This window comes from Brevibacillus sp. MCWH (assembly GCF_013096935.1).
GTDB classification, from domain to species: domain Bacteria; phylum Bacillota; class Bacilli; order Brevibacillales; family Brevibacillaceae; genus Brevibacillus; species Brevibacillus aydinogluensis.
In genome coordinates this window covers 168,524-183,897 of sequence record NZ_SDLF01000004.1, presented here as the reverse complement: position 1 = coordinate 183,897, position 15,374 = coordinate 168,524, and the positions used below count along the sequence as shown (strand labels likewise).

Below are 15,374 nucleotides of genomic sequence, written 5' to 3'. Positions count from 1 at the left end.
AGAATTGACATGGATCTGCAATTGCAGGGAAGAGTGGCCATCGTGCTGGCTTCGACAAAAGGACTGGGAAAAGCGACGGCGCTGTCGCTCGCGGCGGAGGGGGCGAACGTCGCCATCTGCGGCCGTGACGAAGCTGCTTTGGCCGCCACTCGGGCGGAAATCATCGACAAGACAGGGAAAGAACCGCTGGCGATGCTGGTGGATGTGACCAAAGCCGAAGACATCCAGAAGCTGGTGGATGAGACGGCCGCCCGCTTCGGCCGTGTGGACATTTTGATCAACAACGCAGGCGGTCCGGCAGCGGGCACCTTTGATCAGCTGACCGACGAGCAGTGGATCGCCGCTTTTGAATTGAACCTGCTTAGCTTCGTGCGGGCGATTCGCGCGGTGCTGCCGCACATGCGCAAGCAGCAGTTCGGCCGCATCGTCAATTTTGCTTCCTCGTCGTTCAAACAGCCGCTGGAAAACCTGATTCTGTCCAACACCTTCCGCACCGGGATTGTCGGGCTGGCGAAAAGCCTGGCCGTGGAGCTCGGCCCGGACGGGATTCTCATCAACACGGTCGGCCCCGGACGCATTGCGACGGATCGAGTCGCTTCGCTGGACAAGTTGCGGGCGGAGCAGCTCCAGGTAGACGTTGGCGAGGTGAAACGACTGGCGGAGGCTGCGATTCCGCTGGGACGTTACGGCCAACCGGATGAGTTCGCCCGTGTCGTCACCTTCCTGGCCTCCCCTGCCAACAGCTACGTGACAGGACAGGCGTTACTTGTCGACGGCGGCCTGGTCAAGGCAATCTGACCATCGCTGTGCTATAATGGATGGAAAATGCAGGTGAAGGGGAGCAGGCATGAGCAAGGAAAGTTCGTTTGACATCGTATCCAAAGTGGATCTGGCTGAGGTGACCAACGCCATCCACACGGCTGTCAAGGAAATTGAAAACCGCTTTGACTTCAAAGGCAGCAAGAGCAGCATCACGTTGGAGAAAGAGGAGATCGTGCTGGTCTCCGACGATGAATTTAAGCTGGGCCAGGTCAAAGACATCCTCATCGGCAAACTGGTCAAACGGAATGTGCCGGTCAAAAATCTGGACTACGGCAAAGTGGAGCCTGCCGCAGGCGGGACCGTCCGCCAGCGGGTGAAGCTCGTGCAGGGCATCGACAAGGACAATGCGAAAAAAATCACCGGCATCATCAAGGAGACCGGCTTGAAAGTGAAATCGCAGATCCAGGACGATCAGATTCGGGTGTCTGGCAAAAGCAAGGACGATCTGCAGGCGGTGATCGCCGCCATCCGCAAGGCCGACCTGCCGATTGAGGTGCAATTTATCAACTACCGATAAAAGTTTTGCTTCTATTTTTTCTCTCTTCGCGTATGCATGTACCAATAGGTGACAAGCATACGCGAAAGGGAGAGTAAGCGATGAAGGTCTTTATCATCAGTCTGCGCAATCTGATCCTGGGCGGCATCGTCTTTCTGATTGTGCTGGTGGCGGGCATCATCCTGCTGGTCAAAGACCCGCTGCACGCATCCGACCCCTACAGCCCGGGAGATCAGAGCGTCCCCGCATCCGCACTGACCGCTGATCCGCCGGCCGGTGCCGCGAAGCCGTCCCTCAACCTGGACGTCAAGGTGGAGGGAGACACAGCTGAAGTCAAACTGCTCACCCAGAACTTTCAATTTGTCGAGGATTCGGGTGATGCCAGCCAGGCTGTGTTCGGTCAAGGGCACGCACACCTGTACCTGAACGGCGAACCAAAGGGGATGATCTACCAGCCGGAGTTTTTGCTGAAAAAGCTGCCAAAAGGGGAGCACGAGCTGCGGGTTGAGCTGAATTACAGCAATCACCTGCCGTACAAGGTGGAAGCGGTGAAGCGAATCGTGGTGCAGTGAGGAAAAAGCGTTCCGACAAAGGGACGCTTTTTCTTTCTGGATGTCATGGGATCGGCTTTCCCTCAGGAGAACGGTTGAGAAAAGGCGTATGACAGGAAGGAATATTCCGCCGAAAAATCGAATTGATTACAAGAGACAGAATAGTCAGACATATAAAACGAAAAGGGGTGTTTTCCATGTTGCGTTCCATTACGATCGGTGACCTGCTGGACGAAACGGCAAGCCGCATTCCTGACAAAGAGGCCGTGGTCTATAAGGAGCGGAGCCTGCGCTACACCTTTTCACAGTTCCGGGACGTGTGCGACCAGGTCGCCCGGGGGTTTCTCTCGCTGGGTATCCAAAAGGGGGAACACATCGCCATCTGGGCCACCAACGTGCCGGAGTGGGTGATCAGCCAGTTTGCCACGGCAAAGATCGGAGGCGTGTTGGTCACCGTCAACACCAGTTATCGCGTTCACGAGCTGGAATACCTGCTGCGCCAGTCGGAATCCACCACGCTGCTGTTGATCGACTCGTTCCGGGGCGTCAGCTACCTGGAGATGATCCGGGAAATCTGCCCCGAACTGGACGAGTGCGAACCGGGGCAATTGCGGTCGGCACGCCTGCCGCATCTGAAAAACGTCATCTACATCGGGGAGGAGCGGCAGCCCGGCATGTTTTTGTGGCGCGATCTGCTGGAACGCGGCGCAGCCGTGCCTGACGAAGAGCGGGCGGCTCGTCAGCGGGAACTGCACCCGGACGACGTCATCAACATGCAGTACACATCGGGAACGACCGGTTTTCCCAAAGGGGTCATGCTGTCCCACAACAACATCGTCAACAATGCCATCAAGGTGGCTGAGTGCCAGCGGCTGGGGATGGAGGACCGGGTGTGCATTCCGGTGCCATTCTTCCACTGCTTCGGCTGTGTGATGGGCACGCTTGCCTGCGTGGCGACCGGAGCCACGATGGTTCCGGTGATTACCTTTGATCCGGGGATGGTCTTGTCCGTCGTGGAGGAGGAGCGCTGTACCGCCTTGTACGGCGTGCCGACGATGTTTATCGCCGAATTGAACCACCCGTCGTTTGCAGAGCGGGATCTTCGTTCACTGCGCACCGGGATCATGGCCGGCTCACCGTGTCCGATTGAGGTGATGAAAAGCGTCGTGGAGAAAATGGGCATCCGCGAGATCACGATTGCGTACGGACAGACGGAATCCTCACCGGTCATCACCCAGACGCGGCCGGATGACTCCATTGAGCGGCGGGTCTCCACCGTGGGCAAGCCCCATGACGACGTGGAGGTGAAGGTGATCGATCCCGTCACCGGAGAGACGGTGCCTCCCGGTGTGCAGGGAGAACTGTGCACGCGCGGCTATCTTGTGATGAAGGGGTACTACAATATGCCGGAGCAGACAGCCAAAGTCATCGATGAAGAAGGCTGGCTGCACACCGGGGATTTGGCGACGATGGACGAAGATGGCTACTTCCGCATCACCGGCCGGCTGAAAGACATGATTATTCGCGGCGGAGAAAACATCTACCCGCGTGAAATCGAGGAATTCCTCTACACCCATCCCAAAGTGCTGGATGTCCAGGTAGTCGGAGTGCCGGACCCGAAATACGGCGAACAAGTGCTGGCCTGCATCAAGGTGAAACCAGGGGAGACGCTGACAGAGGAAGAGGTGCGAACATACTGCGAGGGCAAGATTGCCCGGTATAAAATTCCGCACTACATCCAGTTCGTCAGCGAATACCCGATGACTGCCTCCGGCAAAATCCAGAAGTTCAAGCTGCGGGAGCAGGCGATTCGCGCGTTCGGCCTGGAGGCTGCGGACAGCATCGAAACCGCGTGACAGATGGACTGCGAAGAGTTGAAAAACAACATGCAGTGTGACAATGGATCACGAGCAGCGTGGAAAGCGAACAGTGATTAACGCCGGGGCATGCCCCGGCGTTGGTTTGTCGATACGAGTTTGAAGCGGACGTTGTCAGCGTTGGGCAGCTCTTGGGAACAGCTCGATAAGGGCCATCTTTACTTTCCGGCCGCTGTGCACTATGATGGGTGGGAAAAGCTGGAGGTATGGTCACATGAAAAAGCGAAGGCACGGAGTGCTCCATGCCTTCGCCGGTTTGCGTGGATTTACGCAAACGTTTCCCGCTTCGCCTCGTAGGCGGCGATTTTATCTTCGTATTGCAGGGTGATGCCGATGTCGTCCAACCCGTTGAGCAGGCAGTACCGGCGATACTCGTCCACCTCGAACGAATAGGAGAGGCCGGCGCCGTCCGTAATCAACTGCTCCTTAAGATCGATCGTCAGCTGGTAGTTGTCGCGGGTTGTGGCACGGCTGAACAACTCCTGCACCTGGTCTTCGCTCAGCTTGATCGGCAGGATGCCGTTTTTAAAGCAGTTGTTGTAAAAAATGTCGGCAAACGACGGCGCGATGATGGCGCGGAAGCCGTAGTCCAGCAGCGCCCAAGGAGCGTGCTCGCGGGAAGAGCCGCAGCCGAAGTTGTTGCGGGCCAAGAGGACGGTGGCACCGGCGTATTTGGGCTGGTTCAGCACGAACGATTCGATCGGGCTGCCGTCAGCGTTGAAACGCCATTCGTAAAAGAGAAACTGGCCGAATCCGGTGCGCTCGATGCGTTTGAGAAACTGCTTGGGAATGATGGCGTCGGTGTCCACGTTGACGCGGTCCAACGGCGCTGCAATCCCGGTGTGTACGACAAACGGTTTCATTATTGCAGGACCTCCTTGTTCACGCCTTCACGTTTCCATTCGCGCACGTCCACGAAGTGGCCGGCGATGGCTGCGGCTGCCGCCATATCCGGGCTGACCAGATGGGTGCGTCCGCCGCGTCCCTGGCGTCCTTCAAAGTTGCGATTGGAAGTGGAGGCGCAGCGTTCGCCTTCCTGAAGCACGTCCGGGTTCATCGCCAGACACATGGAGCAGCCGGAGTCGCGCCATTCGAAGCCGGCCTCCTGGAAGATCAGGTGCAGGCCTTCACGTTCCGCCTGCTGCTTTACAGCTTGCGAACCGGGAACCACCATTGCGTGCACGTGCGGGGCGACGCGGCGTCCCTTTGCCACTTCGGCAGCACGGCGCAGGTCTTCAATCCGGCCGTTGGTACAGGAGCCGATAAAGACGCGGTCAATCTTGATCGCGGTCATCGGGGTGCCCGGTGTGAGACCCATGTAGGCGAGGGCGTCCTTGGCCGCTTTGCGCTGCGCTTCCGTCGGGAACGAATCGGGATCAGGAACGGTGCCGGTAATGTCGGTGCCCATGCCCGGGCTGGTTCCCCAGGTGACTTGCGGCGCAATTTCGCTGGCGTCAATTTCCACGCGGTGATCGTACGTGGCGCCCGGGTCGGTGCGGAGCTGTTTCCAGCGCTCGACGGCACGCAGGAAATCTTCCCCTTGCGGCGCGTAGCGTCTGCCCTTGAGGTAGGCGAACGTGGTCTCGTCCGGTGCGATCAGGCCGGCCCGCGCTCCCGCCTCGATCGACATGTTGCAGACAGTCATGCGTTCTTCCATCGTCAGTTTGCGGATAGCCTCACCGGTGTACTCAATCACGTAACCGGTAGCAAAGTCTGTCCCGAATTTTGCAATGATCGCCAAAATTAAGTCTTTGGCAGTGACGCCAAAGCCCAGCTCGCCTTTCACGTGCACTTCCAGCGTCTTCGGTTTGGCTTGCTGGAGGCATTGGGTAGCCAGCACGTGCTCCACTTCGCTCGTGCCGATCCCGAAGGCGAGAGCGCCAAATGCGCCGTGCGTGGAGGTGTGGCTGTCACCGCAGACGATCGTTTTGCCGGGGAGAGTCAATCCCAGCTCCGGTCCGATTACGTGCACAATCCCTTGATCGGGGCTGTTCAGGTCGGCCAGCGTAATGCCGAATTCCTCGCAGTTCTTCGTCAGTGTCTCCATTTGCTGACGGGAAATCGGGTCTTTGACATTGAAACGATCAGCCGTCGGCACGTTGTGGTCCATCGTCGCAAACGTCAGGTCGGGACGGCGGACGCGGCGCCCGGCCAGGCGGAGTCCTTCAAACGCCTGGGGCGAGGTGACCTCGTGGACCAGGTGCAGGTCGATGTACAGCAGGCTGGGTTTGCCAGGCTCTTCGTGAATCACGTGGGCATCCCAGATCTTTTCAAACATCGTGCGGGGTTTCATGTGTCGTCCTCCTTCGTGCAAAACTCTTATCACGGTTGTATCATGGCATTAGGAATAGTTCAAAGATATAATTATTATGAGATGGATAGCTTTTGCCTATCGGGAGGTCTTCATGGAATTACGACAGATTCGTTATGTGCTGGCAGTGGCGGAAGAGCGCAGCTTTTCCCGGGCGGCGAGCCGGCTCCATCTGGCCCAGCCGTCGCTCAGCCAGCAGATTGCCAAATTGGAAAAACTGCTCGGGGTAACCCTGTTTCATCGACTGCCGCAGCACGTGGAGCTGACAGACGCGGGGCAGCGCTTCGTTCAGGTGGCCCAGTCGCTGATTGATATGGCGGAAGCCCTGGAGCGGGAGATGCGCGCTTACGCGGTCGGCGAGAGCGGTAAACTTCTGGTGGGCAGTCTGCCGATTACGGGCGCGTACGTCCTGCCCCGGGTCATCCCCGCCTTTACCAGGCAGTTTCCGGGCGTCGAACTGCAACTAATAGAAGAGACGTCCAGCAACCTGGAGCAGCTTCTGGTCCGGGGAAAAATCGACGTCAGCCTGTTGACGATGCCGATCGCCGATCCCTCACTGGAGGTAATCCCCGCCATTCACGAGGAGATTTACCTGGCGGTTCCGCCGCAGCACCCGCTGGCGGAGCGGCAGGAAATAGATCTGGCCGAATTGGCCGGACAGCCGTTTATCCTGCTAAAAGAAGGGCAGGGCTTCCGCACGATCTCGCTGCGCCTGTGCGAACAGGCCGGATTCCGTCCGCGAATCGTCTTTGAGAGCAGCAACATCCAGACGGTGCAGTCGCTGGTGGCGGCGGGGATGGGCTTTTCGTTTGCCCCCAAGATGATTTCCCTGGCACCGGGCACGACGGCACCGCCCGTCTACGTGAGCCTGACCGGACGGCCGTATCGCACGCTGGTCGTCGCTTACCGCAAAGACCGGCCGCTCTCCCGTCCGGCAGAGTTGTTTGTCCGTTCCCTGGTGGAGCAGGGGAGCGCGATGTAGCCAAGTGCAACCCTTCGGGGACAAACATCTGCGGCTGTGATACACTAAATCCACACGAAATCCGAGAAAGGATGATTGGAAATGAAGGAAATCAAGACCGAAGCAGAATTTGAACAAGCCATCGCCTCGGAAAAACCCGTGGTCGTCAAGTTTTACACGGACTGGTGCCCGGACTGCCACCGGATCGATCCGTTCATGCCGGAAGTTGAGGAAGCCTACAAGGACAAGTTGGACATGGTCGCTGTCAACCGCGACACCCTGCCGGAACTGTCGCAAAAGCTGGACGTCTTCGGCATCCCCAGCTTTATCGCCTTTGCCAACGGCAAGGAATTGGTCCGCTTTGTCAGCAAGCTGGGCAAAAGCCGGGAGGAAATCGAACACTTCCTGAACCGCGCAGTAGAAGTGTACGAGGGCTTGAAGCAGGCCTAACCGGATGGAATACCAACCAGGAGTTGCGACGGCATGATACACATGAAAAAAGACGGGGAGTGGCTGGTCGGCCATCTCGTGGAGGACGCCGCGTCCGTAGGGGCGCTGCTCCGGGAGCAGTGGAGACTGCCGCGCAAGCAGGTGCATCTGCTCTTTCAGCACAAGGAGGTCTTGCTGGACGGCACCCCGGCTGCCCAGCTTGCGGAGGCGAAAGCCGGACAGGAGATTCGGCTCCGCCTCTGCCGACCAGAACCGCTGGGGCTCGCACCGCTGAATGAACCGGCAGACATCTTGTACGAAGACGACCATTTGCTGGTCGCAAACAAACCCCCCGGGCTGCTGCTCCATCCCACGGAGCCGCGTCACACCAGGACGCTCGATCATCTGATCGCCGGCCATTTCGCGCGGACGGGGGTGGCAGCCAAGGTGCGTCACGTCCACCGGCTGGACCAGGACACCTCCGGGGTCGTTCTCTACGCAAAACACGCCCTGGCATCGGCCCTCCTGGACGAACGGTTGCGAGAGCGGAATATTTCGCGCACCTACATCGCGTTCGTGCACGGAATGGTCAAGCAGGACAGCGGCACCATCAGCCAACCGATCGGCAAGGACCGCCATCATCCCAATCGGCGCCGGGTGTCATCCAATGGCGATCCGGCGGTTACGCACTACCGCGTGGTGGAGCGGTATGCGCAAGCGTCCAAGCTGGAGTGCCGGCTGGAGACGGGCCGCACCCATCAGATTCGCGTCCACCTCAGCCATTTGGGCCATCCCCTGCTTGGTGATACCCTGTACGGCGGAAAGGGCGGCATGATCAGCCGCCAGGCCCTGCACGCCGCCGTCCTGCGCTTTTCCCACCCGTTTGGCGAACGGCCGATGGAGGTGCGATCGCCGCTGCCGGACGATTTGCTCCGTTTGGAACAGACCTTGCGTCAAGCGCCAATGCGCCGCTAGGTGAATACACTGCCAGGGAAGGGATCGAAAGAGGGTGGTGTGATGAGACGACCCGTGATCGGCATCCTGACCTGGCGGGAGGGAAAACGATTTGCAGAGCCGGCCTACTTTCGCCGGCTGATCCGGGCAGGCCGGGCGCTGGGCGGTACGGTTTTTTTGTTTGCGCCACAGGACGTGTCGCCGTCCGGCAGGCAGGTGCGCGGTTTTGTCCCGGATGGGCGAAGCTGGAAGGCCCGCGTGTTTCCCCGTCCCGACGTGGTGATCGACCGCTACCGCTACAAGCCGACGGCGGCGTTTCGGCAGTACGTCACGTTTCGCCGGACAAATGGCTTTCGGTACGCCAACAGCCGGCTGGCCAACAAGTGGAAAGTGCACGAGGTCCTGCGGCGGGATGAGCGGATGCACCGCTGGCTGCCAGAGGCGATGCTGTACAACCACAAGCATCTGCGCAGCATGCTGGCGCGTCATCGGCTGCTCTACCTGAAGCCGCTGAACGGCACCGGCGGCAGGGGAATTGTCCGGCTGGAGAAGACGGCGGAAGGGTACCGCCTTCTGGCGCGCAACAAGGATCGGGCGAAAGTGTCTGCACTGATCAGACGCATTCCGGCCCTGCTGCGCTGGATCGACCGGTGGAAAACCGAGAAGATGATTATTCAGCAAGGGCTTCGTCTCGATCTGGTGCCGAAACGGTCAGTGGACATGCGCCTGCTGATCCAAAAAGACGGCAACGGCCGCTGGAGCATCACCGGCGCGGGCATGCGCGTCGGCGGGGAGAAGAGCGCCACAGCCAACTTGCACGGCGGCGGCAAAGCCGTACCCGTCGAGACGTTATTGCGCTCACGGTTTGGCGAACAGCGGGCGCAGGAGATCATCACGGATTGCGAGCAGTTGGCCTACCAGACGGCAGAGACGATAGAACAGCACTTCGGCCGGATGATCGAACTGGGATTGGACATCGGCATCGACGTTGACGGCCGTGCCTGGCTGATCGAGGTAAATCCCAAGCCAGGGCGTGAAATCTTCCGCGAACTGGGTATGCCTCAGGTGTACCGAGAAGCGATCCGCAAACCGATTCAATACGCCCTGTACCTCATCCGGCAGCACCCCGGAGACGAGCGGCAGTCGTCACAAGCGGCGCTGTGACAGCGGGGCTTTACAAACAGTCACATCTTGTACGAAGAAAAAAGGGGTTTCCCGAACAGGTTCGGGACAGCCCCTTATTCATGCAAACAATCTCCGGCAGGGTTGCTATTGCGTCTTGAACACAGGTGCGATTTTATCGATGCGGTTGGTCCAGATGCCGCCGGTGTAGTTGGCAGGCAAACGTGTCAGGTCTTCCACCGTATCAAAACCTTCGGAGAAATCTCCGCCGCCCGCTACCAAAATGGTTCGGGTGTTGCGGGCATCCATCCGATTGAGGAACTTGTCAGGCCAGCCCCACAGCCAGGGGGCGATCTTTTCCGGAATGTGCAGCTGCGTATTGGCGCACGCCTCCGGGACATACCCGGTCCATCCCACGGCGATATACGGGAGTAAACAGCTCTTCATCGTCGCGACGGACATGACGCGCACCTGTGGAAGCTCTTCGCGCAGCGCTTCGATCGGCTGATCTCCACCATATACCGCTAGCTTTTTCAGGCGCGTTTCCGGCAGTGCGGACAAGTACCGGGCCAGTTGTTTGCCTTCTTCCGGGTCGTTGCTTTTCACGTGAATCAAAAAGGACTGCTCGGGAAAATGAGCGAGCACTTCATCGAGTGAAGGCATCATGCCCACGCCTTTACCGCGAAACGGATACGTTTTCCCGTTGTCATACGTATAGCCGTAGCCGATGTCCAGCTTTTTCAATTCATCCAGGGTGTGTTCTCGGGTAACTCCTTTTCCATTGGTTCTGCAATCCAGCGTCCAATCGTGGAAGACGGCGAATTGTCCGTCCGTTGTCGGATGGATATCAAACTCGATGATATCGGCTCCCGCCTTGACGGCAGCTTCCATGGACGGAATCGTGTTCTCCAGGTAAGGATGCTCCGGCTTGAAGATGCGCGCGGCTGTACAGGTGTCATTGGTGATGCCTTCCATGCTGAACGTCTGCGCCAATCCCCGATGAGCCAACAGCAGGGGGGAGCCTGTCCGCTTCTCGGCCAGCAGCGATGTATTGTTTACATACATGAAGGCAACGAGCGCGATGCAAACCAATACAAACTTGTTCTTGAAAAACGCACGAAATCTGTTCATGTTACTCTCCTTGTCCATCATGCTGTTCGTACAGTACACCATGATACCATGGATGGGCGGGTTGTGCACAAACAGCAGCCGGGAAGGAGCAGTTTTCACACGATCGTCCATAACGGAACGTGCCGTGCCATTTGACCGGACCGTTTACAACCATTCATAATAGGAATAGCTTCTGGCAGTATGCAACTGGAACCTGAGGCATGGTTAGGTACGGCCCCGTTTGGGTCAGAATGGGTATAAAAGGAGTGATGGATGTGGATTCGCTGCTCAACCTCGTCAAAGATTATTGGCCCATCGTCATATGTTTGATTGTGGTGGTCGCCGCCTTTCAATGGATCATGCGGAGCCTGTTTCGGCTGTTCGCCGTGATGGCAGTGATCGGCGTCATTCTCGTGCTGGTCTTTCATTTCAGCCCGGAGCAGGTAATCGATATGGGACGCACAGCCGTGCAGACCACGCAGGATGCGGTGCAGAAGACAGTCGTCCCGATTCTGGAGGCGGAATTGAAGGACGCGGATATTACGTTTCATGACGACGGCAGCTACGAAGTGAAGACTTCCAGCATCCGGATCATTGGGAAAAAAGGCGACTCCAAGGCGACGGTGTATTACAAAGAGAACAAATGGGAAGTGGATATCGGGGTGCTGGGTGACGTGTTCAAAGAACAGCTGAACAAAGCGGAGACGTCCCAGACCACGCTGTAAACGGGGGCGAATGCGCCCGACGTTCCCAGGACATGCGCCGCCCCATTCCGTTAGACCGGCTGCTCGCGCTCGAGCGGATGCGCGAAGCGAGAAACGTGCTGGAATCAGCGCAATCGTCCGGGCGAAGAACATTGAAAAAAACGATAAAACTGGCGTAAGAAAACTCCGGTTTGTTCGTACTTTTAGACGAACACCGGAGTTTTCGGCCTGATTGGCGGAGAGCTGACTGTGGCGGCGACACCTGCCATCCGGTCATGCAGTCTTGTGCGTTGAGCCCGCGTCGTTCACATTCCGTTCATATACGTGTTGTATCCTGTTCACGGCCATAAGAGTGGAAAAGGAGTGAACACGTATGACAGACAGGAAACCGCGAGGCGGTCTGGTGAGGGACCCGGCCGTGCAGGCGGTCCCCCAAGCGTTGTAAGGATCACGGCAAACGTTTTTACAAAAGGAGATGGAGAACATGTCGAAGCAACAATCGGGTGGCTGGCGCCCATTTCTCAATCTGATCAGACAGACGAAACCTCCTGCACTGCCGCTGGCCATCGCGCTGTTCCTGAGTGTGGCTTCCACCGTCGTGGGCCTGTTCGTTCCGCTGTTCACGAAAGACCTCGTCAACAGCTTCTCGCTGGCGTCGCTGGACAAGGGGCAGGTGGCCGTGCTGACGGTTGCCTTTCTCGCCCAATCGCTCGCCGGCGGATTGTCGATTTACCTGCTCAACCGGATCGGTCAGGGCGTGGTGGCCGGTCTGCGGGACCGCTTGTGGAAAAAGCTGCTCGTTCTGCCGGTTTCCTATTACGACGACCACCAGACCGGCGAGACGATCAGCAGGATGACGAATGACACAGCAGTCATCAAGGGACTGATTACGGACCACTTGACCAACTTTTTTACCGGTGCGATCTCCATCGTCGGCTCGGTAACGATCCTGCTTTTTCTGGACTGGAAAATGACACTGCTGATGCTGACTGCCGTTCCGCTGACGATTCTGGTCCTGAAGCCGCTGGGAAGGACGATGCACAAAATTTCCCGCGGGATGCAGGATGAGACCGCAGCATTTTCCGCGACCTTGAACCAGGTGTTGTCGGAGATTCGACTGGTGAAGGCATCAAACGCGGAAGCGATCGAGTACCAAAACGGCAAACGGGGCATTACCAATCTGCTTTCCCTCGGCATCAAAGAGGGGACGGTGCACGCACTGATCTCCCCGTTTATTTCCCTCGTCATGATGACGCTGCTGGTGCTCATTCTCGGGTACGGCGGCATGCGGGTGTCGTCCGGAGCGCTCACGGCAGGCGATCTGGTCGCGTTTATCCTGTATCTCTTTCAAATCGTCATCCCGATGAGCCAATTGTCCATGTTTGTAACCAATCTGCAAAAGACGAGGGGAGCAACCGAGCGAATCATTACCACGCTGGAAGCGGCAGAAGAAGACCTGACGGCCGGACGTGAGGTCACCGACCCGCATCAGCCGATCACCCTGGAGCATGTGAGCTTTGCCTACAAGGCGGGCGAACCGGTACTGGACGACGTCAGCTTCACGATTGAGCCGGGGCGCGTCACGGCGATCGTGGGGCCCAGCGGCAGCGGGAAAACGACGCTGTTCTCGCTGATAGAACGTTACTACCGGCCGACGGGGGGGACGATCAGGCTGGGCCAGGACCCGATCGACGCGTTTTCTCTCCATTCGTGGCGGAGCCAGATCGGATACGTCTCCCAGGAGAGCCCGATCATTGCCGGAACCATCCGGGAGAACATCTGTTACGGTATGGAATATGAGGTCAGCGAGGAAGAACTACGTCGCGCCGCACGCATGGCTTACGCTGATCACTTTATCGAGGAGATGCCGGACCAGTACGACACCCAGGTGGGAGAAAGAGGTGTCAAATTGTCCGGCGGCCAGCGTCAGCGCATCGCCATCGCCCGGGCGCTGCTGCGCAATCCGCGCATCCTCATGCTGGATGAAGCTACATCCAGCCTGGACAGCAAATCGGAGATCGAGGTGCAAAAAGCGCTGCAAAATCTGATGAAGGGGCGGACGACGCTGGTGATTGCCCACCGCCTGTCCACCGTCATGGACGCGGATCACATCATCTTTCTGGAAAAAGGCAGGATCACCGGCCGGGGAACGCATGAGGAACTGTTCACCACTCATGCGATGTATCGCGAATTTGCCAGCCAACAGCTGCGGATCGATCAGCAGACCGCGGCGCAAATCCAGGCGGGGAAGGGATGAGGAGCATGGCCACCATACTGGTTGTAGATGACGATCCCCATATTCGGGAGCTGGTCGGCGTTTTTCTGAGGGAGGAAGGATTTTCCGTCCTGGAGGCCGCCGATGGCAGGGAAGCGCTTGTGCTCCTGGAAACAACCCGGGCGGATCTGGTGATACTGGACATCATGATGCCCAACATGGACGGGTGGCAGCTGTGCCGTGAACTGCGGGAACTTTACGACACCCCGATGCTCATGCTGACCGCCAAAGGAGAAACGTCGCAGAAAATCAAAGGCTTCCAATTGGGCACGGACGACTACCTGGTCAAGCCATTTGAACCGCTGGAACTGGTCGCCAGGGTAAAAGCGCTGCTGAGACGATACCGGATCGCCGTGTCGCAGCGGGTGCAGATCGGCGAACTGCTGCTTGACCGCAAGACCTACGAAGTGCAGGTGGGGGACAAGCAGCTGACTCTGCCCTTGAAGGAGTTTGAACTGTTATTCAAACTGGCCAGTTACCCAGGAAAGACCTTTTCCCGCGAGGAGTTGATCGAGCAGATCTGGGGATACGATTACGAAGGGGATGAGCGGACTGTCGACGTGCACATCAAGCGCCTGCGCGAGCGTTTTCCGGAAGAGCGGCACTCGTTTCGGATCCGCACCATCCGCGGGCTTGGTTACCGATTGGAGGTTCGCTCATGAAAGGAAAAAGAATCCTGCGCCACGCAGCGGGCATCGTGTTTGTGGTGGGATTTTTTACTGCCTGCTGGTCGGCCGTCTATTTCCTGATGTCGCAGTACGCCGGCGGGCTGACCAGGCAGATGCCCGATTACGTCAGGCAGCTCATCACCGTGATGCTCGGCTATGTGCTGGCGGGCATTTTGATGGCTTCCATCGGCATCTTGATCCGCTCCAAACAAAGAATGTTGTGGCAGTCACTGTACGATGCCTTGCGTCGAATCGCCAAGGGGGATTTCAACGTCAACCTGCAGGTCAAGGCGGACGAACACCATCCGCTCGGACAGCTTGTCGAGAGCATCAACCATATGGCCGTCGAGCTGAGTCAAATGGAGAAAATGCGTCAGGAGTTCATTTCCAACGTCTCCCACGAGATCCAGTCGCCGCTCACCTCGATCAGCGGGTTTGCCCGGGCGCTGCAAAACGAGCGGCTCAGCCGGGAGGAGCGCCTGCATTATCTCAGCATCATTGAGACGGAATGCCAACGCTTGTCGAAGCTGAGCGACAACCTGCTGAAGCTCACGTCACTGGAGTCGGACCATCATCCGTTTGAGCCGAAGCGCTACCGCCTGGACCGGCAATTGCGGCAAGTGATCCTCGCCTGCGAACCGCAGTGGGCGGACAAAGCGATCGACATGGACGTGTCCCTGGAGGAAGTGTACGTCGTCGCCGATGAAGAACTGATGAGTCAGGTGTGGGTCAATCTGCTGCACAACTGCGTGAAATTTACCCCGCACGGCGGGAGCATCTCCGTCCGTTTGGAGCAGGACGGGCAGCATGTGATCGTGTGCGTTGCCGACACCGGCATCGGCATCGCGGAGGAGGATCTGCCGCATTTGTTCGAACGCTTTTTTAAGGCGGACAAATCGCGCAATCGCTCCAGCGGCGGCAGCGGGCTCGGTCTGTCCATCGTGAAGAAAATAGTCGACATGCATCACGGTACCATCAGCGTGACGAGCAAACCGGGGGAAGGGGCGGCCTTTACCGTTACGCTGCCCCTTAAACAATAGCGAACCTTTACTTGTCAGGATGGGGGAGGAACGGCTGCGCAGCCAGATGCTCTC

Annotated in this window: 15 protein-coding genes; 12 read left to right on the top strand and 3 right to left on the bottom strand. The window is 58.1% G+C overall.

Features of this window, described 5'->3' with window-relative positions; translation table 11 throughout:
* Positions 1–9 precede the first annotated feature (9 nt).
* From ETC00_RS05350 to ETC00_RS05335, 4 genes are all read left to right on the top strand, one after another.
* Entirely contained in the window at positions 10–798 is a 789-nt protein-coding gene (locus ETC00_RS05350) for an SDR family oxidoreductase (protein WP_171564922.1), read from the top strand.
* Between the two features lie 49 nt (positions 799–847).
* Positions 848–1,339 (top strand): YajQ family cyclic di-GMP-binding protein, encoded by a 492-nt coding sequence (locus ETC00_RS05345; protein WP_171564921.1) that lies wholly within the window; start codon positions 848–850, stop codon positions 1,337–1,339.
* 80 nt (positions 1,340–1,419) lie between these two features.
* Positions 1,420–1,890, top strand: a complete 471-nt coding sequence (locus tag ETC00_RS05340; protein WP_171564920.1) for a hypothetical protein — start codon at positions 1,420–1,422, stop codon at positions 1,888–1,890.
* A gap of 176 nt (positions 1,891–2,066) precedes the next feature.
* Positions 2,067–3,725 carry an AMP-binding protein gene (locus ETC00_RS05335; protein WP_171564919.1) on the top strand — a complete coding sequence of 553 codons (1,659 nt, stop codon included), beginning with the start codon at positions 2,067–2,069 and terminating at the stop codon, positions 3,723–3,725.
* A 287-nt stretch (positions 3,726–4,012) separates the two neighbouring features.
* On the opposite strand, the gene leuD is transcribed toward ETC00_RS05335, so the two are convergent.
* Positions 4,013–4,609 carry a 3-isopropylmalate dehydratase small subunit gene (gene leuD, locus ETC00_RS05330; RefSeq protein ID WP_171564918.1) on the bottom strand — a complete coding sequence of 199 codons (597 nt, stop codon included), beginning with the start codon at positions 4,607–4,609 and terminating at the stop codon, positions 4,013–4,015.
* A complete protein-coding gene (gene leuC, locus ETC00_RS05325) occupies positions 4,609–6,039 on the bottom strand; it encodes a 3-isopropylmalate dehydratase large subunit (RefSeq protein ID WP_171564917.1) in 1,431 nt (476 codons plus the stop codon). The genes leuD and leuC overlap by 1 nt, the downstream gene beginning before the upstream one ends.
* A gap of 112 nt (positions 6,040–6,151) precedes the next feature.
* Here leuC and ETC00_RS05320 point away from each other — a divergent pair, with 112 nt between their 5' ends.
* The 4 genes from ETC00_RS05320 to ETC00_RS05305 all read left to right on the top strand — a co-directional run bounded on the left by ETC00_RS05320 (position 6,152) and on the right by ETC00_RS05305 (position 9,565).
* On the top strand, positions 6,152–7,039 hold the full coding sequence (locus ETC00_RS05320; RefSeq protein WP_171564916.1) for a LysR family transcriptional regulator: 888 nt from the start codon (positions 6,152–6,154) through the stop codon (positions 7,037–7,039).
* Positions 7,040–7,120: 81 nt separating this feature from the next.
* Entirely contained in the window at positions 7,121–7,468 is a 348-nt protein-coding gene (locus ETC00_RS05315) for a thioredoxin family protein (RefSeq protein WP_171564915.1), read from the top strand.
* Positions 7,469–7,501: 33 nt separating this feature from the next.
* Positions 7,502–8,422: an RluA family pseudouridine synthase gene (locus ETC00_RS05310; RefSeq protein WP_171564914.1), complete on the top strand. Its 921-nt coding sequence runs from the start codon at positions 7,502–7,504 to the stop codon at positions 8,420–8,422.
* Between the two features lie 42 nt (positions 8,423–8,464).
* Positions 8,465–9,565 (top strand): YheC/YheD family endospore coat-associated protein, encoded by a 1,101-nt coding sequence (locus ETC00_RS05305; RefSeq protein WP_171564913.1) that lies wholly within the window; start codon positions 8,465–8,467, stop codon positions 9,563–9,565.
* Between the two features lie 105 nt (positions 9,566–9,670).
* Here ETC00_RS05305 and ETC00_RS05300 read toward each other — a convergent pair whose 3' ends face one another.
* The gene (locus tag ETC00_RS05300) at positions 9,671–10,654 is read right to left on the bottom strand and encodes a glycerophosphodiester phosphodiesterase family protein (protein ID WP_171564912.1); all 984 of its coding nucleotides are present in this window, start codon (positions 10,652–10,654) and stop codon (positions 9,671–9,673) included.
* Positions 10,655–10,908: 254 nt separating this feature from the next.
* Between ETC00_RS05300 and ETC00_RS05295 the strand changes: the two genes are divergently transcribed.
* The 4 genes from ETC00_RS05295 to ETC00_RS05280 all read left to right on the top strand — a co-directional run bounded on the left by ETC00_RS05295 (position 10,909) and on the right by ETC00_RS05280 (position 15,320).
* On the top strand, positions 10,909–11,358 hold the full coding sequence (locus ETC00_RS05295) for a hypothetical protein (RefSeq protein WP_171564911.1): 450 nt from the start codon (positions 10,909–10,911) through the stop codon (positions 11,356–11,358).
* A 463-nt stretch (positions 11,359–11,821) separates the two neighbouring features.
* Positions 11,822–13,594: an ABC transporter ATP-binding protein gene (locus ETC00_RS05290; protein WP_371808870.1), complete on the top strand. Its 1,773-nt coding sequence runs from the start codon at positions 11,822–11,824 to the stop codon at positions 13,592–13,594.
* Between the two features lie 5 nt (positions 13,595–13,599).
* The gene (locus ETC00_RS05285) at positions 13,600–14,274 is read left to right on the top strand and encodes a response regulator transcription factor (protein ID WP_171564909.1); all 675 of its coding nucleotides are present in this window, start codon (positions 13,600–13,602) and stop codon (positions 14,272–14,274) included.
* The gene (locus ETC00_RS05280) at positions 14,271–15,320 is read left to right on the top strand and encodes a sensor histidine kinase (RefSeq protein WP_171564908.1); all 1,050 of its coding nucleotides are present in this window, start codon (positions 14,271–14,273) and stop codon (positions 15,318–15,320) included. The genes ETC00_RS05285 and ETC00_RS05280 overlap by 4 nt, the downstream gene beginning before the upstream one ends.
* The last annotated feature ends 54 nt before the right edge of the window (positions 15,321–15,374 follow it).